The sequence below is a fragment of the Candidatus Brocadia sapporoensis genome (assembly GCF_001753675.2).
Taxonomy (GTDB): Bacteria; Planctomycetota; Brocadiia; order Brocadiales; family Brocadiaceae; genus Brocadia; species Brocadia sapporoensis.
Genome location: NZ_MJUW02000101.1, coordinates 41131 through 67098, shown reverse-complemented (window position 1 = coordinate 67098; position 25968 = coordinate 41131). Strand labels below are relative to the sequence as shown.

16 protein-coding genes and 1 tRNA gene are annotated in these 25968 nt (G+C 41.1%); 8 read left to right on the top strand and 9 right to left on the bottom strand.

The window, feature by feature from the left end:
* The first annotated feature begins 174 nt into the window (after positions 1–174).
* Genes BIY37_RS09785 through BIY37_RS09775 form a run of 3 tightly spaced genes read left to right on the top strand, consistent with a single transcriptional unit; the run spans position 175 to position 6408 of the window.
* Positions 175–1497: a hypothetical protein gene (locus tag BIY37_RS09785; RefSeq protein ID WP_070067657.1), complete on the top strand. Its 1323-nt coding sequence runs from the start codon at positions 175–177 to the stop codon at positions 1495–1497.
* Positions 1490–3583: a phospholipase D-like domain-containing protein gene (locus BIY37_RS09780; protein ID WP_070067656.1), complete on the top strand. Its 2094-nt coding sequence runs from the start codon at positions 1490–1492 to the stop codon at positions 3581–3583. Before BIY37_RS09785 ends, BIY37_RS09780 begins: the two co-directional genes overlap by 8 nt.
* Positions 3580–6408, top strand: coding sequence for a DEAD/DEAH box helicase (locus BIY37_RS09775; protein ID WP_070067655.1), 2829 nt, complete (start codon positions 3580–3582; stop codon positions 6406–6408). The genes BIY37_RS09780 and BIY37_RS09775 overlap by 4 nt, the downstream gene beginning before the upstream one ends.
* Before the next feature lie 662 nt (positions 6409–7070).
* On the opposite strand, the gene xth is transcribed toward BIY37_RS09775, so the two are convergent.
* Positions 7071–7841, bottom strand: coding sequence for an exodeoxyribonuclease III (xth, locus tag BIY37_RS09770; protein WP_070067654.1), 771 nt, complete (start codon positions 7839–7841; stop codon positions 7071–7073).
* Between the two features lie 672 nt (positions 7842–8513).
* Here xth and BIY37_RS09765 point away from each other — a divergent pair.
* The 3 genes from BIY37_RS09765 to BIY37_RS09755 all read left to right on the top strand — a co-directional run bounded on the left by BIY37_RS09765 (position 8514) and on the right by BIY37_RS09755 (position 12699).
* A complete protein-coding gene (locus BIY37_RS09765; protein ID WP_070067653.1) occupies positions 8514–9527 on the top strand; it encodes an AAA family ATPase in 1014 nt (337 codons plus the stop codon).
* A gap of 22 nt (positions 9528–9549) precedes the next feature.
* Positions 9550–10455, top strand: a complete 906-nt coding sequence (locus tag BIY37_RS09760) for a DUF58 domain-containing protein (protein WP_070067652.1) — start codon at positions 9550–9552, stop codon at positions 10453–10455.
* 111 nt (positions 10456–10566) lie between these two features.
* A complete protein-coding gene (locus tag BIY37_RS09755; protein WP_070067651.1) occupies positions 10567–12699 on the top strand; it encodes a vWA domain-containing protein in 2133 nt (710 codons plus the stop codon).
* Between the two features lie 582 nt (positions 12700–13281).
* Here BIY37_RS09755 and BIY37_RS09750 read toward each other — a convergent pair.
* The 8 genes from BIY37_RS09750 to ubiE all read right to left on the bottom strand — a co-directional run bounded on the left by BIY37_RS09750 (position 13282) and on the right by ubiE (position 22961).
* Positions 13282–13464: a hypothetical protein gene (locus BIY37_RS09750; protein ID WP_070067650.1), complete on the bottom strand. Its 183-nt coding sequence runs from the start codon at positions 13462–13464 to the stop codon at positions 13282–13284.
* Between the two features lie 65 nt (positions 13465–13529).
* The gene (locus BIY37_RS09745; protein WP_070067649.1) at positions 13530–14378 is read right to left on the bottom strand and encodes a sigma-70 family RNA polymerase sigma factor; all 849 of its coding nucleotides are present in this window, start codon (positions 14376–14378) and stop codon (positions 13530–13532) included.
* 877 nt (positions 14379–15255) lie between these two features.
* Positions 15256–17556 carry a hypothetical protein gene (locus BIY37_RS09740; protein ID WP_070067648.1) on the bottom strand — a complete coding sequence of 767 codons (2301 nt, stop codon included), beginning with the start codon at positions 17554–17556 and terminating at the stop codon, positions 15256–15258.
* Positions 17557–17746: 190 nt separating this feature from the next.
* Positions 17747–18064: a DUF2325 domain-containing protein gene (locus BIY37_RS09735; RefSeq protein WP_070067647.1), complete on the bottom strand. Its 318-nt coding sequence runs from the start codon at positions 18062–18064 to the stop codon at positions 17747–17749.
* A gap of 281 nt (positions 18065–18345) precedes the next feature.
* Positions 18346–19098: a hypothetical protein gene (locus BIY37_RS09730; RefSeq protein ID WP_201789422.1), complete on the bottom strand. Its 753-nt coding sequence runs from the start codon at positions 19096–19098 to the stop codon at positions 18346–18348.
* A gap of 685 nt (positions 19099–19783) precedes the next feature.
* A complete protein-coding gene (locus tag BIY37_RS09725) occupies positions 19784–21805 on the bottom strand; it encodes a M6 family metalloprotease domain-containing protein (protein ID WP_070067646.1) in 2022 nt (673 codons plus the stop codon).
* Positions 21806–21880: 75 nt separating this feature from the next.
* Positions 21881–21954, bottom strand: a tRNA-Gln gene (locus BIY37_RS09720).
* Between the two features lie 272 nt (positions 21955–22226).
* Positions 22227–22961 (bottom strand): bifunctional demethylmenaquinone methyltransferase/2-methoxy-6-polyprenyl-1,4-benzoquinol methylase UbiE, encoded by a 735-nt coding sequence (ubiE, locus tag BIY37_RS09715; protein ID WP_070067662.1) that lies wholly within the window; start codon positions 22959–22961, stop codon positions 22227–22229.
* A gap of 191 nt (positions 22962–23152) precedes the next feature.
* Between ubiE and dusB the strand changes: the two genes are divergently transcribed.
* On the top strand, positions 23153–24121 hold the full coding sequence (dusB, locus tag BIY37_RS09710) for a tRNA dihydrouridine synthase DusB (protein ID WP_070067645.1): 969 nt from the start codon (positions 23153–23155) through the stop codon (positions 24119–24121).
* A 316-nt stretch (positions 24122–24437) separates the two neighbouring features.
* A complete protein-coding gene (locus BIY37_RS09705) occupies positions 24438–25451 on the top strand; it encodes a precorrin-8X methylmutase (protein ID WP_201789421.1) in 1014 nt (337 codons plus the stop codon).
* Positions 25452–25968 lie beyond the last annotated feature (517 nt).

Sequence of the window (25968 nt, the reverse complement as noted above, 5' to 3'; positions counted from 1 at the left end):
TTTCTCGTTTTTCTTGATACCTGTATTACGCAATTTCCTAACCGGACAATGCTGATTTGGATGGAAAAATTTTAAACGTTCCCTTACTTTTTATCGCCCACATGCAATTTACCCGCAATTTCCTTTGTTTTCTATTCCATTTGCTGACTACGTTCTCTGATAACCTGTACAGAAATGGCCCTACGTGCACCCTTATTAACTGAATACGATAAAGTAGCAGACAGCGAAGGTTCGCTCGATCCCTTGGGATTATCTTTAATCGCCGATCGTCTTGGCACAAAGCTCGTACCGGGCGTTCGTGAGCGCATGAGGCATCCACGCTTCTTGACCGCGATGGCTGCAGGAGCCGTTGTTTGTGCTGAATTTGACGATGATCTGGTTGCTCAGGATGGAATCACTCCGCCGTATCAGGTGTTCGAGTGGTACATTGTGCAGGCGCTTGTCGGAACTTTTCGAAAAAAAACGAATGAGATATTGGGGCTTCCCGGCCGGGAAAAAGCAACCGATGCTATGCGAAAGGGTGTTCCTCTATGCGCCCAAAACTATCTAAAGGCCCCCTCCGTTTTTGGATTTCACGGTGTCTATCGCACATTGGCCGAAGATCTGGATATCCTCCGTCAGGGAAGACTGGGTGAGGCAGGCGACCGTCTTATACGCATTTGGGAAACTGAACAAGACCTTGCTGGTTTCTACTCACGGGAACAAGGTCCAGGTGCCAGTCTTCGTCAGGCTTTGAAGAATGCGGTGAAGGAAGGTCTAGACAAAAGTAAGATGAGCCGTGAGTGGAACTGGTCGTTGAGCCGCACCATTGCGGAAAAGTTTGCCCCCTATCGTGCAAAAGCCAGAGAAAACGAGGCTCTTTTTGCTATGCTGTGCGAAGAACCGTCTTCTTATCGAAGTCAAATAATCAATTTCCTTATTTCGAATGAAGGAAGCAGATTGTGGTTAAAAGAAGATATGACAGAAAAAAAACTGCATGCATCATTATTAAAATCAACTTCTCCTGATCTAAGAGAACTCTTGGAATGCATCAAGTCGTACGAATACTTTGCCCGCCTGATTCAAGACGCATTCGATGATTGTCTCTGGCATATGAGCCGTAAACAGGGGAAAACCAATATTAAAGAACTCGCTGGTCTGGAGGCGGTAAATCGGGCTCATAAAAATGTGCCGGATGCCTTCTCAAAAGCGCGCAATCAGTTACACCTTTACAACTATGAGTCAGAATTTATTAGCGGATTTGGGGATCTTCTGGTCAATGGAAATTGCGATACATGGGTTGAACAACTCCTGGACCATCATTTTACCGTGCAAAAGAAAAAACCACCATTTGGTAAGAATCCGTGGATAGACCAATATGATGATAATACGTACTGTGTTCGTCCTCTATATCGGAGGGACGAACCAGTGCGCATGGATGACTCTTATGTACATCCCTACCGTGTTAATGCCGTCTGGTCATTTTTAAGAGATTTGAAACGGATCAGGAATGAGTAAAACCAACAATCAGCATACTGGGTACGCGAAACTCATTGATTGCTGGTCTCCGCCACCGGAAGCAGGGGAGCCAATCGGTTGTGTAGCCACAACATATACCTTTTCACCTGTATTTTTTGAGGAGGACTGTCTGAGCCGCTTCCTCAAAATGGAATCCGACCCCAACAACGACGGTTCAATATTTATTTTTGAACGTGAAGAAAAGATGGCATCGGTCGAGTGTATTTCGGTACTTGTTGACCAGCATTACTGCAAGGGCGCCCGAAACTTGCGATGGGATATTATATCGGCACGAATTCCAAAAGCGATTATGCACGCGAAAATATCTATTCTTTACTGGTCAAACCTTGTCAGGGTGATTGTTGGGTCAGCCAACCTCACTGAAGAAGGATACCGTAAAAATCAGGAAATTTTTGGTTCTCTGGATTTCCAAGAAGGTTCGGATATTCCAGTGGCAGTACTAAAATCTATCCTGGATTTCTTAAAAGAGATGGTCGATCGTTGTACAAATTCTCCCGATCAACCAGAAGTCCGCCGATGGCATAATTTTATAACAAATATCGAGAAACGCGCCAGAAATTGGGGACGCATTGAACCATATAGGGGTGGTAAAGATATTCGAATCTATCCTTTGCTTATAGGCACAGAAAAGCCTAACCTCTTTGATCAAGTCCGAAATTATTGGAATGAAGCATCGTCACGCCCACCCGAGGATGCGTGGATCACAAGTCCATTTTTTGATCCACCGGACTCATCCAATATTCCGGCCAAAAGAATCTGGGAGGTCTTAAACCAACGCGGAATGGCATGTGTCTGCTATTATGTTCGTGCAGTGGATAACAAAGACGAAAAACAACTAATCATAAACGCCCCGGAAAGTCTCCTGAAATCGGTGCCTAATAAGAGAAGTAGCGTTAAAATCCGATTCACAAGGTTAACAGAAATGTTTGATACCAAAGAGACCAGGGAGTTCCGGCCTTTGCATATGAAGTCGATATGGTTTCAGAATGATGAATGGGTGCTATACGTCATAGGGTCTAGCAACTTTACCACATCGGGTACGGGTGTTGGAAGTACTGCGAATTTTGAAGCAAATATTGTCTACATGGCATCCCGCGCACAAAATAAAGCTGCAGTTAATGTGCTCGAAAAAAGCTCATTGTCAAAGTCTAATAAGGACGATTTAGTAATTGATGAGTATACCGTTTGGGACAGACAAGAAAATGAAGACGAACGGGATTCAGAATGCCTAACGTTGCTCCCATCTGTATTTGATTATGCCATTTACGGCCGGAATGATCAAATAGGGGCATTTGTCCGATTTCATTTTGGTTCTCAAGACTTACCAAAGGGTTTTTCTATATTGCAGAAAGATGGAAAGGAAGTCTTTTATGACGAGAGAAAATGGATGGAAGATGGCAAGCTTTTGGAAGTCACTCTTAAATGGAAATACGATTTGTCGCCGTCTGGGTTTAATGTAATCTGGGATGGCGCAAAGAATTCATCCTGGTGGCCTGTGAATATTGAAAGCGCTTCAGCCCTTCCACCATTGCCTGAACTTAAAGATATACCGCTGGAAATACTAATGGCTATTCTTACCTCCGCCCGTCCTCTGCACCAGGTTATAGGCGTATGGCTAAAGAAAAAACAACAATTTAATAAACCTGATGTTGTAACAGATCCTCGCAAAAAGGTAGATACGACAAAGTTTTTGTTCCAGCGTACTCGTCAGATATCATGGGTTCTTCGATCGTTGAAGGAGAGGTTAGAAAGGCCTTTCTACACGGTAGAATCGTTACAATGGAGGCTTCGCGGTCCTATTGGTGTTCTTGCCCTAATCCAAACCATCCTCAGGGAAGGCAAGTCGGAAGGTGAGAAGGCGTTCCTAGTTGCCGAAATTGTCCTTGAACTAGGGCGAATTAATCCTAAAGAGGATGCCCCCAAGAGCTTGAAACGTGAGGAGGTTATAGAGGAACTCCATAAAATCATCCGTGAAATAAGAGAGACGATTTTACCACATATTCAAATATCGGATGATCTCATTAATACGTACTTATCGAAGGCATTCCGGGAGTCTTTGAAATGAGTTATATCTACCCTTACAACGACGCAATCAATCTTTTCGTTAAGGGTCGTATATCGGAAAACGACGCCGAAAGACAGAAGCGCACTGCTAAAAAAATATTACGCCAATTGGAGAATCAACCGGGATTAATCCTTGCCGATGAGGTCGGTATGGGTAAGACGTTTGTAGCCCTTGCCGTTGCCCTGTCGGTTGCCACGAGCGACAAAGTGAAGAGACCGGTCGTTATCATGGTTCCCTCAACGCTGAAAGAAAAGTGGTCTCGAGATTTTGAAGTGTTCAGAGAAAAATGTTTGCCGGAAGCTCTGTCCTCATCTATACATTATGGTCGCGCTGAAACAGGTGTTGCTTTTCTGAAACTCCTTGATGATGAGGAAGAGAATCGGAAATCTATTGTCTTTTTGACGCACGGCGCGATGAGCCGGGGATTAACGGATGACTCTGGTGTTTGGATCAAGTTAGCGCTGATCCAGCGTGCCCTTTACCGCCGTTGGGATACAGATCGCCTTAAAAAGGCTCTGTATCGTGTGCTTGGCAGACTTTTGAGGGTTACGAAATTTGATCGTCCTGGCGAAATATTTTGGAAAAAATTACTGGATTCGGACACCGGAAAATGGCTCCGTATCCTGAACCGGTTTGGTATTGGGGAAAAAGATGATCCTGTGCCAAAGGGTGTAATGGACGCGCTTAGAGAAATAAATGTTCAATCCCTTTATACTGAGATACAGAAAATACCTCAGAGGGAGTCAAAAAACCTTGGTGAGAGAATTCGTGAGACACGCGGTGTCTTGAACAAGGAAATCCGGGAAGTTTGGGTAAAATGTCTAGCCAGTTTACATGTTCAATTGCCTTTATTGATTCTGGATGAAGCGCATCATCTCAAAAATCCTGATACAAAACTTGCATCACTGTTTCAATCGAAGGAAGCCGAAGAAGATGCGGAAGAACTAAAAGGACCTCTCAATGGCATGTTTGAGCGCATGATTTTTCTTACCGCAACGCCGTTCCAGTTAGGACATTATGAATTATGTTCCGTCCTTGAGCGATTTCAGGGAATATCGTGGGAGAATTCGACAGCTCCCGCTGGTGGGTTAGCCCGGTTCCAGACCGAGTTAGCCGACCTGAAGACTAACCTCGATCAGGCTCAGAGGACTGCTGTTAGACTCGATCATGATTGGGAACGCTTGAATGAGGATGATTTAGTGATGAATGGACAAAAGTTGACATCGGTTCATGAATGGTGGCCTATTGTTCGAACCAAACAGGTTGGATTGACACCGGCATCCTCGTTGGTGATTAAATCTTACGAACAAACGAAACAACAAATGAAAAATGCTGAGACATTATTGAAAAAATGGGTTATACGGCATATACGTCCAAAATCTGTACCGTTCAATGGAGATTTGATTGAACGACGCAAGTGCTTTGCGGGAAAATCCATGATAAGTGAAAATGACGAATGCCTTACAGAGGGACTTAAAATTACGGGAACGTCACTTTTGCCATTTCTCCTATCAGCCAGGTTAGTCGCACTTAATCCAGAGACCAGACCCTTTTTCTCAGAGGGATTGGCATCCAGCTATGAAGCCTTCCGAAATACGAGAAAACATCGGCAAAACATAAGACCTACGGATAGCGACGATGACGATGGCGCTTTTTTTAACCCAGAGGATGATCCCACCGTTGAATGGTATCTCCACCAATTAGATAAATCATTGCCTCCAAATGATTCCTCATACTATGTGCAACATCCGAAAGTGAAAGCCACTGTCGACAAAGTAATTGATTTATGGCTTCAGGGTGAGAAGGTCTTGGTTTTTTGTCACTATGTTGCAACAGGCAAGGTGTTACGGCAATACATCTCAGAAGCCATGCGCAACAAGATTCGCGAGCTAGGCGCCATAAAAATTGGGTGTGAACCTGGCGAGATTATGGAAAGATTGGAAACCATTGGAACGAGATTTTTTGACCAGGATTCGAGACTACGTTTGGCAACAAATAAGAAAGTTGTAAGTATGATTCAGACATATCATGTACTACAAACGTATGAAAGAGAAATTTTGGATATTGTACGGAGGTATTTACGCACGCCTACATTCCTTGTTCGGTATTTTCCGCTCGAAAAAACAAAATTAGATGAACTCGATTATGAAGCCATTTTTCATGTAAAAGACAATAGCGGTTTTTCGCTTCAGGAATTACTTACACATTTCTTTGACTTTTTACAGAATCATTGTGGAGAAGCCGAAAGGAGGAGTTTTGTAGATGCCTTGCTGTCCATACAAACTGGAAGTTTTATGAGTGTGGATATAGCAAAAGCCTACACTGAAGATGAATTACAGGGAGAGAAAAGTGAGCGGCTTCTGCCCAATGTGAGATTGATAAATGGAACCACGAAACAGGAAACTCGTCAGAAAATTATGCTCACTTTTAATACGCCTTTTTACCCGGATGTTTTGGTCACAAGCAGTGTTATGGCGGAGGGAGTCGATCTGCACCTCAATTGCCGTTACGTTATTCACCACGATCTCTGCTGGAATCCAAGCACGTTAGAGCAAAGAACCGGCCGCGTTGATCGGATCGGCGCCAAGGTGGAGAAGTGTGGCAAACCAATACACGTATATTTACCCTTTATTTCAGAAACCCAGGACGAAAAGATGTATCGTGTGGTTATGGACCGTGAACGCTGGTTTAAAGTCGTCATGGGGGAGAAATACAAATTGGATGCAAAAACGACGGAAAAACTTGCCTCACGGATTCCGTTTCCCGAAGAAGCCGCTGAGGAATTAATGTTTAATCTGTCCGTAAGAGAAGCGTCTTCCGATTAGAAGCCTTTTGACAAATCTTTATAGGCTATCCGGGAATGTAGGGCATGTCAGAAGTAGTCTTTCGTAAAGGTGAGGGAATATTAAATAGATATTCAAGAACCCCTTTTATAGAAGATGAGAAAAAAGCTGGTATCTGAAGAAAGAAGAGTAAAATCATTTTATGCGGTAATACCTATTTTCGAGGTATTTACAATTTACTGTGAGTATTGAAACTTTCTTTTACGGGGTTTGGAGAAAATACGAGTAGAGTTTAAGCTGATGTGTATCGATTGGAATTTCAAAAAGACGTTGAAGCTAGAAACAAGACCCAGAAGGGTATAAGATAGTACAAGAAAAACAAACTTACCCGGAGTAGTTTCATGTACTTTTCATATAGAAATACAAAACTATAATTTAGATGAAAAAATTTTAACTTTTTCCTAATTATAGATCACATTTCATTTATGCATGATCTTCTTTATCTTTTATTCCAATTTATTGCTCTATTCCCAGTCAGCCCGTTAACGTGTAAACCATCAAAAAACGGTTGTTTAAGGGTACGTGACAATTGCAGATCGGCCTTTTTTATCTCTTCACACGAACATCAATAATGCTTCCTGCATTCCAGTGTAACAATAATGGGCATTGATTTCCTTACTAAAGAATCTTCCATAATTAAAGGATCATATATCAAATTCGGCTATAATAAGGGTATGGTCCGATGGTTTTTGTAAAAGCCGTGGTGCGATATCAATCCATGCATTTGTCGATTTATCTGCCAAAGGTCGGGTTGCCCATATATGATCAATCCTCCAGCCTCGTTTCCTGGCTATTGCATTCTTTACCCGATAATCCCAAAAGGTGTATTGCTCAGGATCTTGTTGATGCAGCCGAAAAACGTCAACAAACCCCCATGCTTTAAACCTCTGAATGGCAGTGTGCTCATCGGGGTGGTAGCCTATGCTCCCAAGCAGACGATTTGGATCGTAAACGTCTCGCGGTTCTGGGGCTACATTAAAATCTCCTAACCATAATAATGCCTGATCCGACTGATAGTATTTATCAAAATGCTCGTACAACCTTCTAAACCAATCCAATTTATATTGAAATTGCTTCAAGAGCGGATGAACACCCTGAGGGACATAGGTGTTGACAAATGAAATTTGATGCACTGTTGCTGCGATTAGGCGTGTTCCCTCGGATTTGTATTCATCGAAACCCACATAGACATTTTTTAGGGGAGTTTTACTGAGGATGGCCACTCCATTGTAGGACTTTTCACCACAAAATACTACATCATATTTTAGATCTTCAAAAGCCTTTTTTGGAAATTCAGTATCTATCACTTTTGTCTCTTGAAGACACAGGACATCTGGTGATTCTTTCTGTATCCAGTCAACCACTATTGGCAATCTGGCCCTAATCGAATTGACATTGAAACTTGCAAATTTCATTGGTGAAACAGATCATGCCTGCTGTAAAACAAAAGATTATAAAATTTCATCACTATCAGATATAATGGTGTATATTATTGTATCATATTAATCATGGTAATTTAGTTAATTTCAAAAATACTAAACGAGGGGGAGGAATACAAGAAGCAGCCTGCCTGCCGAAGAGTTGTTTTTCAGATCATCGGCCATTAAATTAGTATACACTATTAGAGGATAGTTATAAAGCTTCGGTTGCAGCATCGCTGCGTTAGTAACTTTTTCAAACCATTCATAAATATACTGTATAATTATGTGTTTTTCATAATCAATTAGGTATATTTTGTTTATAATCAACACAACCGTGGCATAGAAGCAACAATCAAAAAATATTGGTATTATGCACGGTTCTTCGTTTTTTACTCATTGTTTTCCATAAACATTTAAATGCCGAGGTTATGACACTTTTTCAAGTTATTTACCGATTGACTTATTTTAACCATTAAAGAATATTTTTATGCCTATTAATTCCCATAACTAAATAGTTTCATTTTTTTAAAAAATTTCATTCACAAATAGTCTGATTTTTGGTAAAAACTATAGATTGTCGGTGTTGGGGAAAAGCCTTGGTAGTAATTAGCTCAGTTTTGGGCTTATCTGAGCAGCTTCAACACCGACGTTTTTTTTATTATCATTATGAACCACTTTGAATCCAATACGACAGATCATCAAACTATAGAAAAAGTAGTTAATGGACGTCGTAAGATAAAAAGGGAAATTGCTAAGGTCATCATTGGGCAGGAAGAAGTGATCGACCATCTCCTTATTGCCCTCTTTTGTAAGGGACATTGTCTCTTTGTAGGAGTGCCAGGACTTGCCAAGACATTGCTGGTCGGTACCCTTGCAGACGTCTTGAATCTGAAGTTTAATCGTATTCAGTTCACTCCCGACCTTATGCCGGCAGACATTACCGGAACGGATATTTTAGAGCAGGATCATGCAACGGGGAAAAGATTTTTTAAGTTTATCAAGGGTCCGATTTTTTCTAACATCCTCCTTGCCGATGAAATCAACCGCACACCACCAAAAACACAAGCGGCATTACTTCAGTCGATGCAAGAGTATAAAGTAACCGCAAGTGGAACCACGTATGTTCTTGATCTTCCCTTTATCGTCTTTGCTACTCAAAATCCCATTGAGCAGGAGGGAACGTATCCCTTGCCAGAGGCACAACTTGACCGTTTTATGTTTCAAATTGATGTCCGATATCCTTCGGAAGAAGAAGAGCTTGAAATTGTAAGAACCACAACATCCGCTTTTAAACCAACAGTCGACAAAGTATTTAGTCCCCCGGAAATTATCGAACTGCAGGATTTAGTTACCAGAGTACCGGTTGCTGATTATGTGCTTGAATATGCTATCAGACTGGTCCGTGCGTCAAGACCAACAGGCTCCAATGCACCAGATTTTATAAAAAAATGGGTCAGTTGGGGGGCAGGGCCCCGCGCATCTCAGTTCCTTGTTCTCGGAAGCAAGGCGCGTGCATTACTCGACGGAAGATTTGCAGCTTCTTGTGACGACGTGCGCGCAATTGCCAGACCGATTCTGCAGCATCGTATTATAACAAATTTCAATGCCGAAGCTGAAGGAAAGACGTCATCGCATGTTATAGACCAATTACTCGCCACTATCAAAGAGCATTCGAAATAAAAACACAGGACCAGTGAGTTGCATGAAGGCTAACCCTTTTGATCCCATAACGCTATCTAAAATCTCCAATATGGAGTTACGCGCAAGATATATTGTCGACGGCGTTTTGTCTGGTATACACAAAAGTCCATACGACGGTTCTAGTATCGAATTTCTGGAACACAAAGAATATTCTCCCGGTAATGAGATAAAACATATCGATTGGAAAGTACTGGCGAAGACCGACAAGTATTATGTCAAACAATTTGAAGAAGAAACAAATCTAAGATGTTATCTCTTTCTTGATGCCAGTGGGTCGATGGGTTACAAATCAACAGGCATCAGCAAGTTTGAATATGCCGCTACTCTGGCTGCATCATTGTCCTATTTATTCTTAAAACAATCCGACCTTGTTGGGCTAGTCAGTTTCAGCGACAGGGTGTTGCATTACACACCACCCAGATCCCGCATTACGCACCTCCACACTTTGCTCAAAGTCTTAGCAGAATTAAAAACTGCAGGAAAATCAGATACCAGTACCGTATTGAACAATTTTATCGAAAAGATTGGCCATCGTTCTTTAATTATTATCTTTTCTGATTTTTTCGATAAGGTAGAAAAAATAATCCATCGGCTACAACATTTTCAATTTAAAAAAAATGAGATTATTTTATTCCACATCCTCGACCCGTATGAACTGACGTTTCCTTTCGAGTCGGTAACTTTTTTTGAATCAATGGAAGACGAAAGACATATTCTAGCAGACCCAAAATCTATTAAGAGACACTATCTCTCTGAGATGAATTCCTTTCTTGAACAATTCAAACAATCCTGCTTTGAAAATAAAATTGATTACTGGCTTGTTGATTCGTCAGCACCGATGGATCAGGTATTAATCAAGTTTCTCGTCAGAAGAGAAAGTTCCCGACGACTGGTCAATAAGGCTTGATACGATCAGTTGTTATAGTTGCTATTCCTGCAGGCGCTTTAAAGGACAAGAGCAGCTTTCTCAGATATTTTTGTTTTTTCCTTTTTAATTTTTGACTTCAGCAAATAAGGCATGTTATCCTTCCTTAACCCTATTTTGTTGTTGGGTATCCTTGGTATAAGCATCCCCATCATCATCCATCTCATAAATAAAAAAAAGGCAGTATCTCATAAGTTTGCGGCTATTGACTTTTTATTAGAAACGAATAAGCGTATTTTAATAAAATACAAAATTCGTCAACGTATTCTTTTAATCCTGAGGGCTTGCTTGCTCCTGTTTCTTGCCCTGTCTCTTGCTAAGCCTTTTATAAAAAATTCTGGTGGAAGCGCTGAAGAAAAAAACATTCCTACGAGCAACGTCATTATTATTGATGATTCGTTCAGTATGCGATATTCCGATCGTCATGAGTCATTTTTTTTATCCGCTAAAACAGCTGCAAAACAGATCGTTGACGCCTTAAAAAAAGATGATGAAGCTGCAGTTATTACCTGTTCCAGCCAGGAATTTCAAATTCCCCAGGAACTCGAAAATGACAAAAAACATCTTTTAAACGTTATCGATCGATCTCAACCCAGTTTTATGACAACCCACATTGCTCATGCATTAGATACAGCAGTGGAAATTTTAGCGACTGCCAGGACATCTGTTAAACGGATATTTTTGCTTACCGATATGACACGAAATGGATGGGATCCTCATTGGTTCAAGAGCGGATATGAAAAACTACGGAGACATGTATCCAGAATGCACATCCTGGATATATCAGAAGGTAAGACACTAAAAAATATAGCTGTTACATACGTTAAACCCCAGATTACCTTATCCGAAAAAAATCTGGAAGCTCTTATCAAGGTAACCATTTCTAATTTTTCTTCGGTACCGGTGAAGGATCTCCCTGCAAGCATTTTTATTAATGGGAAAAAATTAAGTCAGGGATTTTTCAACATCGAAGCCAATGCGTCAGAAACAAAGGAATTTTTCATTACTGTTGAAAAAGGGAAAGATTATTACGGTTGGGTCGAAATCCCAGAAGATAATTTGTTTGTTGACAACAAACGATACTTCACGATCAATGCACCACAAACCATTGATGCCCTTCTGATTGATGGAGACCCCAAGACAAATATTTATGAAAGCGAGACCTTTTATTTGGAGAAGGCATTAAACCCCGGCCGTGAACACATATCTTCTATAAAGCCATCCATCTGTTCTGTCCACGAAATTAATAATATTACCTTTGCCAATTTCAATATTATTTTTTTATGTAATGTGGAAACTTTACCACCAGAAAAAATCCATGAGCTTGAAAAGTTTGTGCAAGAGGGAGGATCGGTTGTTTTTACCCTTGGCAACAAGGTGAATGCCGATTACTACAATAATGCATTGAGTTCTCTCCTTCCGCATCGGCTCCACTCGATAAGGACTTTTTCTAGTAACAGCTCCCTATCGGAAGAACAGCCTCTCCATTTAAAGGCCACTGAACGTGTACATCCTGTTGTACGCATTCTTTCAGAGACCCAGATAAATACTTTGTCCACGGTAAAGTTTTATCGGATATTTTATATCGACCCAAACCCCTTGGGAAGTTGTAAGACGATATTCTCATTTTCTAATGATACCCCTGCACTTATTGAACGACAAGTCGGGAGAGGAAAGTCAGTACTCTTTACTGCATCAATTGATCGGGATTGGACGGATTTTCCCGTAAAATCTTTTTTCCTGCCGATTATGCAACAATTATGCAGATATGTAACAGGAAGTATATCAGAGGAAATCTCTCAGGAAATTCTCGTTAAACAGGTCTGGCGATATCCCTGCCCATACGACATAAACACCATAGAAATAACAAATTCTGAAGGGACACAAACTATCGTTCAACCGCAATTTGATGATAATGAAAAATATTTTGAATACAAAGAAACAGATACACCAGGAATTTATGCCGTTACTGCTAATGGGAGATTGCATCCACAATTCCCAGCGTATTTCCCTGTAAATATAGATACTGCAGAGTCGAACCTTGAGAAAATAGACCAAAAGGAGATTACGGCATTTATGGGCGGTACAAAACTTAGCATGACAGCCGTTCGTGTGAGTAAAGAATCCGATGTGCTCTTAGGAGAAACAAAAAAAACATTTTGGGGATATTTATTATTTCTTACTTTTTGCATCCTTTTTGTCGAGTCTTTCGTTTCAAGAAAATAATCTTAACGACTATTTTTGCAACATCGTTGTCAAATATATATACACGTGTGTACAAATATTAAACACATAATGTCACTAATTGCGAGTAGAACTTTAACAATGAACCTTACAAACACCGCCTTCCTGAAAACAAAACTTTGTAAATTTAAGCAAAAATGATCAACAACAATCACAACCTATTGTATTATAATTATTTATGTATGATGTTACATAAATACATTATTCTAACAAAGGATTAGTTGATAATTTTTTTTATGAAATCAAAATATTTTGCAATTGGCACATTCAATGCTAATTATATCTTACGGTAAATCGGTAGTTAATAATCAAAACGCGGATACCGAATTACCTCTCCTCCTATCCTTCCTTCTTGCTGGGATGTCGTTATAATAATGATGACATCCCAGCAAAAGGTAGCCATGCGACTGTAATGCTTTTATGATAGTATGCTAACACCGCTTAACGACAACGGAATTGGGAGCCGATTGGATATAAAAGTTGGGTATAAGTTAAATTTCTAAACGGCTTAATGCATAATAATACGGTTGACAAGCATGCTTACATTGTAACCCTCGTGTCTTATTAGCGCTTTGCTCTGTGACGCTCACACTTGCAACCATTTTCTGCTTTTGATGCTATGTGTCCGCAATGATCACAAATTCTTTTTTCTGCCATGGTGGAACCAACAAAAACGGTATTTGCAACACCGGCACCAAACATTAACGTACTCATTACTGCAAAACTGTAACAAAATCCTTTCGACAATTTATCTCCTTCTATCTAAAAGACCATGTTGCGCGGCAGAGAACACTCTTAGTCTGACCGGTTCCTCAACATGCACTTTTGAGCATGCCTTTATTATTGATACGTTGTTCATGACAACTCATAAGCTGGCTTAATCTTAACAAGGCATTTTTTTCAATCTTTCTCACCCACTCACGACTAATGTTGAGCTTCTTACTTATTTCCCGAAGGGTCATGGGTTCAGCATTATCAAACCCGTAACGCATTTTTAACACCTTTGATTCTTGTTGATCAATTGTTTCAAGCAATTTTACTAATTTTTTTTTGTCATAAGATTCTATTAACTCCTCATCAGGCATTTTTACATTTACGTCAGGAATATGCTCACTTAGTTCCGCAGAGTCGTCTTTTGCTAAATTCGACTCTGCCTGAATATGAGCGTGCATTACTGCCCTTTCGACCCATCGGGCTTGTTTCTCATTAAGATTCAATGCTTGAGCAATTTCATTTCGATCCGGTGGCCTACGAAGGTTGTTTGTCAAACTTGATGATGTTTTTTTCCATTTTGAAACTCGCCCTGCCATATAAATGGGAATATGTATGGTCTTTGAATTGTTAATTAAAGCGCGCTGAATAGTCCATTTAATCCACCACGAAGCATACTTGCTAAATCGCTGGCCTAGCGTGTGGTCAAATCTTTCCATAGCACGGATAAGCCCGATATTCCCTTCACTAATTACATCCAAAAGTGAAGTGCCATAATAGATAAACCTACTGGCAATCTTTATAACCAAAGGAAGATGTGCCGTAACAACGGACTCCCTCGCTCTTAAATCGCCACAGATAATCTTTTCAAATAACACTCGTTCTTCTTCCATAGTAAGCGGAGATATTTTTTTCAGATCTTTTAGATAAAGCTGAAGCGCAAATTCCATTCTTCTATTTCCCTCCTGTGTCTTTATCAATTCAAGAGAAACATCAGGAAGGTATATGCCCCTGACTTCTCTCAATATGCAGATCATCAAAAAAAATATGAGAAAAAGTGATCTGCAGATAAATAAAATAAGATAATATGCAATAATGATTTATTATTGTGTCGAGATAAAGAGCAGATGCTATGCCACGAACCATTAATAAGCATACTATTTTATTTATGAGTTATAACATTATGTAACAATTAATGTTATGAACAATCTAAAAAATATGATGACATGAGACTTACAAAAAATTTGCATAACTAATAGTAACATTTTCTGAGTAGATTATGGTTAAATGATACGCAATTACTTGTAATAATAACTAAAACGAAGGAGTTACTTTTTGTGACGCAACGAATTTGTAACGATTGCACACACAATCATTCTATTAAATGAAAGTGTTTACAGAATTGACGTTAATGAAGATGTTTTTGGCAAAAAACGAGAAAAAAAATCTTTAAAACAGATGAGAAGGCTTGGAAATGAATATTTTTTAAAAAATTTGATTTGTCCTGACTCAAACAAGTAATGTCTTCGGTTGCCGGGTGGCATGGACAAACTTATTTGTCTATGTTATTTGAATATATACATGGATGTGGAATATATCATACTGACAAACAAAGTTTGTCAGTACCACCCTATAACCCGCTTAAATAAAATAAAAATTCCTATACCATTGAGTTAGAAAAAACTGAATCAGAAGCGCGAAATTCGTATACCAACCCCGTCAGGGTCAATTCCATTCATCATTATTGTTAACGATGCCGGAATTATCTTTAGAAGATGCTTATCATCTTCAAGCCAAAGATTTCTTGTGCCAGATTCGTCTTTTTATTCATGGCACGAACGATAGCTCCACTTTATGTGATTCATAGTCATTTTCTTCCAGAGGGATGACAAATCCATTTTGAGCAGCAAATTCCAAGGTGCCTTTGGGGAGAAACCGGTAGATAAGCCTGGCCGTAACAGTAATAGCATCGTTGTTCAGCGTTTGAAATTCATAGTGAGTTATATCCGTTTGGTTGGCCTTAATCCTCGTGTCATACAGCTCTTCAACTGCCTGGGCATACAGAATATCATAAAAGAAAGGAGCCAGTTCCTCGTTATCCACGAGCATCCTGTTGTGTTTCATAAAGATTTTGCCTGGTCTTCCAGCATAATCTCCCTCACCCTTGTAGTAGCCATTAGGGAAATTTCCACCGGGCGTGTCTATGGTCTGACCATTTTTCTGTGTAAGGATTGTTCCGGATTGTATGGCCTCCACGAGAAGGACGACGTTTCTCTGGGTCACTCCGGAAGGAAATGAGTGTCCTGTATGGGAGTTTGTTACGTTCACATCGAAGCTTAAGATGCCGCCTTCCTCGCTCTCATTGGTAATCTTCAGGTCAACTGCCCAATCTAAATACCGTTTTCTTTTTCCCGGCGGCAGATTCTGATTAGTTCCCTCAAAACGATGGGGATAAACGGTCCTGGGATCACGTTTGGTGGCATACTTACTTTTCTCTTTGGAAATAAGAAAAAATGGGTCCATTATTTCTGAATAATCTGCTATCGATTTGCCGGTGGATGGATCAGACGGCGGGTCTTTCATGTGACAATCCTGACATTGCAATACCTTTCCGGCATAGTTAGCGACCGGATACGCAGGCTCAAGTCCGCTATACCCACTAAAACGCCACTCACGATAGGTGTCCTCGCTCCATAAAATACGCTCAACCACATCACCGTTTTGCTGTCCATTTTCATCTACCGGTTGCAGATAGAGCTTTCTTGCATCCTGATGGCAAGGTGAACATATTTCACTTTTTGTAAATTGAGGAACAACGGATGCCTGCATTCCTTGATAGATAACGTCGTCGAAGGGTCCGAACATAACTTTTCCTTCAGGAGACGATCCCCGCAATAGATCGGGTCGTAAGAGATGTACCTTGTAATTCACACCCGGTTCCGTCCAGTATTCCTCTTCGTCGCGAACCTGACATATTTTATGGCAGAAATCACAGTGAACTCCCTGCTTGTCTATGACGGAAAGCCTATCGTCTTTTGTCAGTATGCCTGCCCTCATATCCCACTGAGGTGTAACACCATCTGCCTGAGTTTTTGAGGCGTGTGATGGGGAATGGCAATCGGCACAATCATGGATATGTCCTGCATCGCCCAGAATCTTGTACCTGCCCGTTGCGTCCTCGAATATCTTTCCCTTGTCTCCTACAAAAGGCGGATTTGGATTGTCAAAAATGGAACTGTCCATAAAATTGCTCCGGTCACCGGTAACGTACCATGATGTATAAAGGAAAAAGACAAGCTGGTTGACTGGATTAATGGCAGCGTGGGCCATATCACTTTCTTCCCATTCGTTGTAAAAATTGTTGTGACATTTTTTACACGACCCAGGTGACCGGTATTCATAGTCCTGATGGTCTTCCGCAGGAACTGAGATGAGGGTGATGCTAACATCTTTTTCCTGACCCAGGATGATTTTCTTCCCTGCGTTTTTAAAGCCTTCCTTGCCTGCGGTAACCGTAACAACATGACCGGAGATACCTTCATAATACATAGAAAATTTTCCCTGACCATCTGAAAGGGTAAATTTGTCGTCATCTTTGGGATGGTAACTGGTGTCTTCGGTGTTAATATCTGCCACCCCCTGAACCCGCACACGCGCATTTGCAAGTAATGTTGTACCCATATCTCCTTTTCCGGAGATGATGCCCTTCAATGACCATTTTCCAGCGCTACCAACAACAAACTGGTCAATCCTCGTAATTTCATTCTTCGCCTTCTTTCCCCGCAAGGTCATCTTGATGGTGATCTTATCGCCAACCGGGTAGTTTTCGAGGAGGGCAATTCCGGTAAACGCAATCAGATCGCTGTTCCAATATAACGGATATTTTGTTTTGCTTTTTGTTATGTGAGACCTTAAGGTAAAGAAGGGTCTCTTTATTTCCCGGTAGTCGAGAATATTCTGTGATACCTTAATGTACAGAGTATCTGCAGGAATAAGGGCTCGGTCATCGGTCGAATAGTCCGGATTCCTGCTAAGGGTATAGGACACTCCGGCAAAAGTTGCTCCCAAACTGGAGAATACTATCGCAACCAAGGAAATGATAGTGCATATTCTGAAAAAATAGTTCATAGTTTATGATTTATTAAAGTGATACGGATCGATCATTCAACAAGAGCGGCATGAACAAGCTGGAATTGTCCGCGTCACCCTTTATAGAATTCACATTTTTCGAGCATCTTAAGTACGTCTGTTCTGACTTTAAGACGATAAGGTAAAACACATGTCTTGCATATTAACATAAAAATGGTTTATTGTGGCATTAATGCAAAAGAACTTGTAATCCTACTTTTGCCAATTGTTTCCGGCATTCTCTCATTTTCTGATAAATGGAGGACCATGACCTTTTTGCGTATACAATGGGGATTTTTCTTTTCTCACCAAAATTCTTTATCTTGCTAGCGAGATTATGATTCACAAAGTCATAGAGTACGATAATAAAATCCATGGTCTCCGGAATTCCGTCACGAATCTTTTGCCCACTCCTCCCCGTTATGTGACGAATTTCTGTAACCCCGATTTTATCAAGTTCCCTGGGGATACTTCCTAAATGATCACCTCCTACAATAAGCACCGACATGTTCATCCTCCTGCAAAAATTTATATTGCAATTGAGACCAATTCTCAATTGGTTAATACTTTAAGAAATAATTTATGTAATGTCAATAAAAATATTTATATTTTTAATTACGATACGGACAAAGGGATTTAGCCCTGCAGGGCATGACTGGTATTGAACAAAATAGATGCTTGGCGGAAGTGTGCGTTTTGGAGGCAAGGCCGATTCGCGTATCGGTTGTCATGTTATGGCTGCTGGAAATAACCATGTATTTACCAGCAGCATAAAGTATTATTTTTATATCATAATTCTCTATAATGCCCCTCTGTTTTCTTGAAAACAAAGGCATGATTTTCAAAATTATGTAAGTGATAAAACTGTCCGAAATTTCTGTAGTATTCCAAGCGGAATCCAAGTTCCTTCATTTTTGCGAAAAGACAATCATCGACAATACCCCACTGCCAGATATTATGAATGTCCCGCCAGATACGGTTATGCTGCGGATGCATTTCATACATTTTTTCAAATACTTCTTTATAAAGCGGATCATCCTTGGCACGGGGAACATTTTGAAAAAATCCCTCGTATCCCAGGTCGAACAGTCTGACCGTCTTGTCCGATCCTATAAACTGCTGGTTGTAAATGATAAAGATGTCGGTGAAAGGGGCGTACATTTCCAGAACAGTATCCCAATCAGGATCCACCTGGTGGAGCAGCACGTCGAACAAGATTATGGCATCTACTTTGCCAATTCTCCTGGCAATGTCTTTCATGCCAAAGTTTTCATTGATAATAGTCAGGACAGGAAACCTTTTTGCTTTCAGACGCACTTCTTCGGTGACGTCCGTATCAACCAGAAACGCCCGTTTAATCCCATGCTTTTTCAATGCATAGAAGGTATATCCTCCGTTTACACCCCAAATCCCACCCAAATCAGCTAACGATTTAACATGGTAGTTTTGGCAGACAAGATCAATTAAATGCAATTTGTCTAATTTTAGTTTGTCTGCATTGCGAGTACGTTTCGTTCTGTTAAAAATACCAGCGATTTTCAAGGTTCTCCCCTTCCTCCATTTCCTGACAATGAGTATTCAATACTTCATATCTGATTTATTACAGTGCCCGTGAAATCTGTGGGTTTCAATCTTCAGAAACATTGTTCTGATAAATTTAAATCTCAAGCATAACTCCTGTAATCAAGGCGTGTCTTGTTACAGGACCAAGCCAGAAATGGTAGAATCTCCTGAGGATTTCAAGTTATGTCTTCGGTTACAAGGTGGCACTGACAAACTTTGTTTGTCAGCGTGATATATTCTAAATCCGTGTGTATATTCAAACAACATGGACAAACAAGTTTGTCCATGCCACCCTGTAATCCGCTTAAATAAAATGAAAATTCCTCAGTGTTGTCCGGTTAGAAATTTACGCGTCTTGTTTTATTGCTTTCGAGATGTCATTCCCGCATGTTTTTAGCGGGAATCCAGGAAGTTCAGGGTTCACTAGATACCCGATAAAAGCGTTCGAGTATGACAAAACCGTACCCGCAAATTTCTAACCGGACAATGTTGAAAATTCCTATACAATCAAGATATTTTGAGATCAAAAACACCGAAAAGTAGGTTTACCTTTTCTTTAAAGAATGTAGCACAAAATGAGATGCAAAAGCAAGGCATCGGCTTGTCGATACAATACAAATGGCAATAGAGTGGGAAAAGAGAGACCTGAGTAAAGAAAAGCCCTCTAGAAAGCGTCTGAACGATTTTTCACGCTACCCATCGTCCTTACTCTTACCTTCTCAGGTCCATGCATGATACTTAAGCCGTTGTAATCTATATCCTCCAGTTTATAATAATACGTCCCCCTTGCTGGTATCGTATCTATATAGCTGTAATCAGCCCCTGACACAGCATCGCCTTTCGCAAGTATGAGGCTATCGTTGATCTTTTTGTATTCGCCATCCCTGTGTCTGGAGCGATAAAGATTGAAGCCGGCATTTTTCGTCTCTGTCGCCGTTTCCCAGGAGAGAAAAACTTTGCCTCTCTTATCCGCTGAGACGGTGAAGGCAACTAATTCGACAGCAACGACTGGGTCAAGAAAGATGCTGGCTGTCATTGTATCACTATATGCAGAAATATTGTTTATATGAATATCGGTAGAAGTGCCATCCTTGAGTCTTGATCCCGGCGTAGTGGTGTCGGTAAAACGGTCGTTGTTTCCCTTAAAAAAAAACATATTGGTATGCGCCCTGGCAATCTTATTATCTAGCATACTGCTCCCGAAACTTCCCTCATTGGCCTCTTCCACATCTACACCCTTATTGTCCACGTCAGCATTTACCATATTGTAGTTTGGCCACATATTTGTTTTTAATGTATCAATATGGTAAATAGCCAGACCACCGTGACCCGACTCACCCGTCTTCTGTTGAAAACCTTTGTCGTATCCGGTAAATTGCCTGTTTTCTATAAGGAAGTATTGGTTCAAGTCTTTGGTGTTTATACGAAAGATGGAATTGCTATTGCCGTCTGTCTTCGGAATGGAAAGATTTTGGTCTGATGAAATGGTGGCTACATCCCCCCAAGAAAGATATTCCTTGTTCCATGCAGATAACTGGGTTGGGGATGATCCGGCGTTTGCACCTGACGCCGCACCCCAGCCCCCACTCCCCATTAAATCAAGATATCCCACACCTTCAGAATCGCCGTTGCTTTTGTCGGTATCATATAAATCCGGCAACGAGAACAACAAATGCCCCAATTCATGGGCCATGACACCAAAGGTGGCCATATGGTAATTATCGTCAGGATTGTAATGTGTTTCTCCAAACTGCGCATAAAATTTTATAGTTTTGTCATCGACCACCGGAAAACCAACAGCATTCATATTCCACTGATGAGCCCACACAGATGGCGTTTTGGCCCAATATGATGCCTCATTTCCAGCCACTATGATTATAATGGAAAGCTCTGTCGGCTCAATGACACCATTCGCATTTGTATCATAGTCAGCATAGTTAATATAAGGATCCGCGGCTATGATTGCATCCTTTGCAATTTGTTGATTTTTCGTATTGGTGGATGAACCTGTATTTGGATGACTTCCGCTCAACCGCAGCCATCCGATAAAGCCGTCATTGGATGTTCCGTAGGATTCTGACGCAGGAAGGATTTTTACAGCGGAATAGGACGTCCTGTCATAATAATCCGCAACGCTGTTGCTTGCTCCAAAAAGCTGCGGCTGTATTTCTGCATCTGTATACTTGGCAGTTGTCGTGGCATAATCTACGCCGATAACCAGGAGGTGACTGTCGGCGTTTTTTGCAGTTGTCCTGGCTAACCTGTATTCCGTGAGAAAAGCAGTCTGATGACGTCCCGGCTGGCGAACCCTTGATGGATGCAAACCCTTCGGAATACCAAGCAAGAAGGGATCAACCTCACCCACAACGGCGCCCGCCTTCCTGCCAGCGAGAGGTAGATTTCTTTTGGTTTCGGTATCATTACTATCGGAAACTTCTTCTGGCCCATAGTATTGCCAATCACCCGTCTGTGCATGCTGGTAAATCCCATAGCCATCGGTTGTCTCAATCCAGTTATGCCATTCATCTCCGAATTGTCTGGCAGAAAACGAATAACCCGAAGATTGCTTCAGCCCGAAGGTACCATCAAACGCCGGCATGGCAAATACCCCGAAGGGCAAAATCAACATGATCATTGCAAACAACAGTAAGCCGCACCAAAACAGACCTGTATATTTTTTGTCCATGAGCACTCCTTCCATCGTATGGAACCTTTCTTGCGCCGTACGAACGTATGCATTACCTGAAACCCTTGTTTTTATTGGCTGGGGAACTAGGATTCGAACCTAGACTAAATGATCCAGAGTCATTTGTGCTACCGTTACACTATTCCCCAATATTTGAAATGACGCATCATCCAGTCATTCGTCATTGTATGATGCCGCTCTTTGGCATGAAAAGAGAAATTTTGATAATTTGTTAAAGACTCCGATTCTATGGGCAACTGCATTCTCAAATCCTGCCTATCCTGCTAACCCTGTCTCCCTTAAATCTGAGTAATCATCCGACGAAACGCTCACGATGAAATCTGCATTTGTCAGCCTCCAACAGATACAGTACAGCATAATACAAAATCTTCTTGGTCGAGTCAAGCCTATTGATGTTTATTTAATTACGAGGTTTTCGACCAACATGAACGGTAACGATACCCAGTGTCTTTGCGTATATCTTCACATCTTCAAGACCACAGGATTCCATCTGTGCCCGGAGTCCATACCGGTCGGGAAAGTTTAATACCGATGATGGCAGATAGGAGTATGCATGGTACTTACTGCGAGAGATGAGTTTTCCGATAAGGGGAAGCATCTTTTTAAAATAAAAATAATAGACCGCTTTAAATAAGGAATTTACGGGTTGTGAAAATTCTAAGATTACCACACATCCACCCGGGGCGGTTATTCTCACCATTTCAGCAATGCCAGCCCGGAGGTCAGCTACATTCCTGATCCCAAATGCCACGGCAGAAATCTGAAAATAATTATTCTGAAAGGGCAAATGTAACGTATCAGCCTCGATTACTCTTATTTTATCCGAAAGCATCCTTTTTTTTAATTTGAAATCTGCTAGTCGCAACATCTCGTGACAAAAATCACTTCCAATAACCCTTCCGCTACTGTTTAAAACCCTGGAATAAGCAATTGCCAGGTCGCCCGTGCCGGTGCAAACGTCCAGCACCCTTGCATCCGGAGCGACATTGCTTACCTTTACGGCAAACTTGCGCCAGCTCTTGTCAAAGTTAAAGCTTAAAATAGTATTTAAGAGATCGTATACCTTTGCAATCGATCCAAACATTTGCTGAATATATACGCCTTTTTTCGTTAGCAAGTCACTTTGTGTAAGCATACCAAAAAACCATAAAAAATGTGCACATCCAGAAGCCATAATACCATAGAAAAGCAAAACACTATTAAAATACCGTTTCGTAAGGAAAAAAACAAATGATATTTATCATCTCTATGTTATAATTATGCAACAAAACCTTTTGAGTAAATCAACAAACTTTTCCTTTTAGAATGAAAATATAAGGCGCTCGGATGAATCCCAGTTTCTTTGTGCGAGATATTCCTATACACGGCGAATTAATCCTGTCCCCTATGGCAGGATTTTCAGATATTCCGTTTCGGCTTATCTGCAAGGAATATGGCATGGCAATGAGCTACACCGAGGTAATTTCGATGGATGGGGTGCTGTGGAAAAACAAAAAAACCTGCAAGCTCCTTGAGTTCAGGCAAAAAGAAAGACCTGTCATCTTCCAGATACTCGGTAATGATGAGGATAAAATTGTTGAGGCATGCCGTATGATAGAGCCTTTAGGTCCAGACATCATAGATGTTAATATGGGTTGTTCGGTATCAGATATTGCCGGCAAAGGAGCCGGCGCCGGTCTTCTGAAAAATCCAGCAAAGATCAGTCGTATTTTTCATAAACTTACCAAAACCTTGCGGGTTCCGGTAACAGGCAAGATTCGGCTGGGATGGGATGAAAAATCACGGAATTATCTGGAGGTTGCACGCATACTCGAAGACAATGGCGCTTCCCTCATTGCCGTTCACGGCAGAACGAGATCGCAATTTTTTTATGGCAGGGCTGACTGGAATGCAATTGCTGAGGTCAAGCAGGCTGTGAAGATTCCCGTTATCGGAAACGGCGATGTCAGATGTGTAGCTGATATTGCGCGTATCAAAAAAGATACGGGTTGCGATGGGGTAATGATTGGGCGTGCGGCCATAGGCCATCCATGGATCTTCCAGCGCAAGGACAGGGATCAGATAACGATCACTGACAAAATAGAACTTATTCAAAGGCATTTATCGCTTATGCTGGAATACTATGGTCAGGATATTGGCATTATCCTTTTCCGTAAACATGCAACAAAATACATTATGGGTATGCCTAACGCCTCAGAACTACGACCGCGCCTTGTAACCTGCGATAGTCCCGAAGAGATTATTGATCTTATTACCTCTCATTATAGCCGTATAAAAAAACACGTAGCTGCGTGATATAAAGTTCAGTGTAACATTCCGGATTTTTTTTACCTGTTCATACGTTTTAGGGAGGTATCTGTTTATCACGTTCATCCTGAGTTAGTCAAAAGATGAGGACGGGTGATCAAGATTTACTTTTGCTGTTTAGGCGCTATCATGGGTGTTTTACATAAGTACACTCGTAAATATCCCTGTGAGCAGAGCGAAACAACCTCTGCAGCAGAGATTGCTTCGGACTGTCGCCCCTGTAGTAACTTTTTTTGTCATCCATTATGTATGATCATCCGCATTTATCAGCAAAAAACAGCGTTCTCTACAAAAGGAACTAATAATGAAGACTGGCGTCATCTTAATTTCTCATGGCAGTAAATTGAGCAGCGGTAACGATGGATTATTTCAGGTGGCAGATATGCTCCGCTCGATGAACCGATGGGATATGGTGGAAGCGGCCTTTTTGCAACTGGCAGAACCAGAATTTTCCGAAGTTGTAAAAAAAACTGTATCGAGCGGTGCAAACCGGCTTGTTATCATGCCATTACTATTGTTTAAGGGAAATCATGTTTATAGAGACATTCCCGAAATGATTGAAGAAGAAAAAAGAAACTACCCTCAGGTCGAGTTTGTCTATTCTAACAACATCGGCGCTGATGAGCGGATTGCCCTCATTGCAGCCGACCGTATTCATGAGGTATTGGTAGAAAAACAGCATGGAAACAGAGAACGTATTGAACAACCTCAGGCGATCGTTAACGAGAGTTTTGAAATTATCGACAAATTGGTCAATTTAGACTCCGTGCCTGAATTGCACCGGCCAATTATCCAGCGTGCAATTCATGCCACCGGAGATACAGAATATGCGTATAATCTGGTCTTTCATCCACTTGCCGTTGAAACAGGCATCCGTGCAATAAAAAGTGGCAAGAACATTATTACCGATGTGAATATGGTAAAGGCGGGGATCACGAATGGCCCTGTTGAAAAATTCGGAGGAAAGATCATTTGTAAAATATCGGATAAATCTGTTGTCGACGAGGCAAATAGATTAGGAAAGACCCGTGCGATTGCAGCCATGCAACAGTCCATACACGAGATGCAAGATGGGATTGTCGCAATTGGCAATGCACCCACCGCTCTGTTTGAACTCATTGACCTGATAAAAAAGGGACTAGCACAGCCTGCCCTGGTAATCGGTATCCCTGTAGGCTTTGTTGGCGCGGTAGAGGCAAAATCCGCTCTGAAGAATACAACCATGCCCTATATAACCAATACCAACAGAAAGGGCGGCAGTGCCGTTGCCGTTTCTATCGTTAATGCTATAATAAAATTAGCAAAAGAAGGACAATAAGTAATGGATAAGACGCAATTTTGAGTACGATACCCCTGAAATAAACAAAACGTACTGTTAGATGTCTTACGTACAAAATTTAGGTTATGTGCGGAAACTTAATGAGTATTTAGTTTTATTATGCTCTCCGCTTTCAAAGATTACCTTTACCCAAAAAGCACTGATTAAAGATAAGTATGTACCTTACTACAGAGGGTGTTTAAGGAATCTGTGACAAAACCTGGTACTACAAAACAGGCATCCCGTGCATGCTTTAGGGTACAGCTTTGCCATTCCTCTTTTGTAGAATGAACGTGACACCAGGACAATTCAGGAGTTGTTCGGCAACTTGAATCTTCAAACCACCATGATATATACCCGTTTTGCTTCTAAAAATGTATTAGGATCTCAGAGCTCTCCCAATACTATAGCAGCCTGATGGTGCAGGAATTTTCATTGTATGTATACTGATTTTGGGGCAACACGGACAAACCGTATCCCTGTATGTCTTGAACAGTGACCGTTTGTCCGTGTTTAA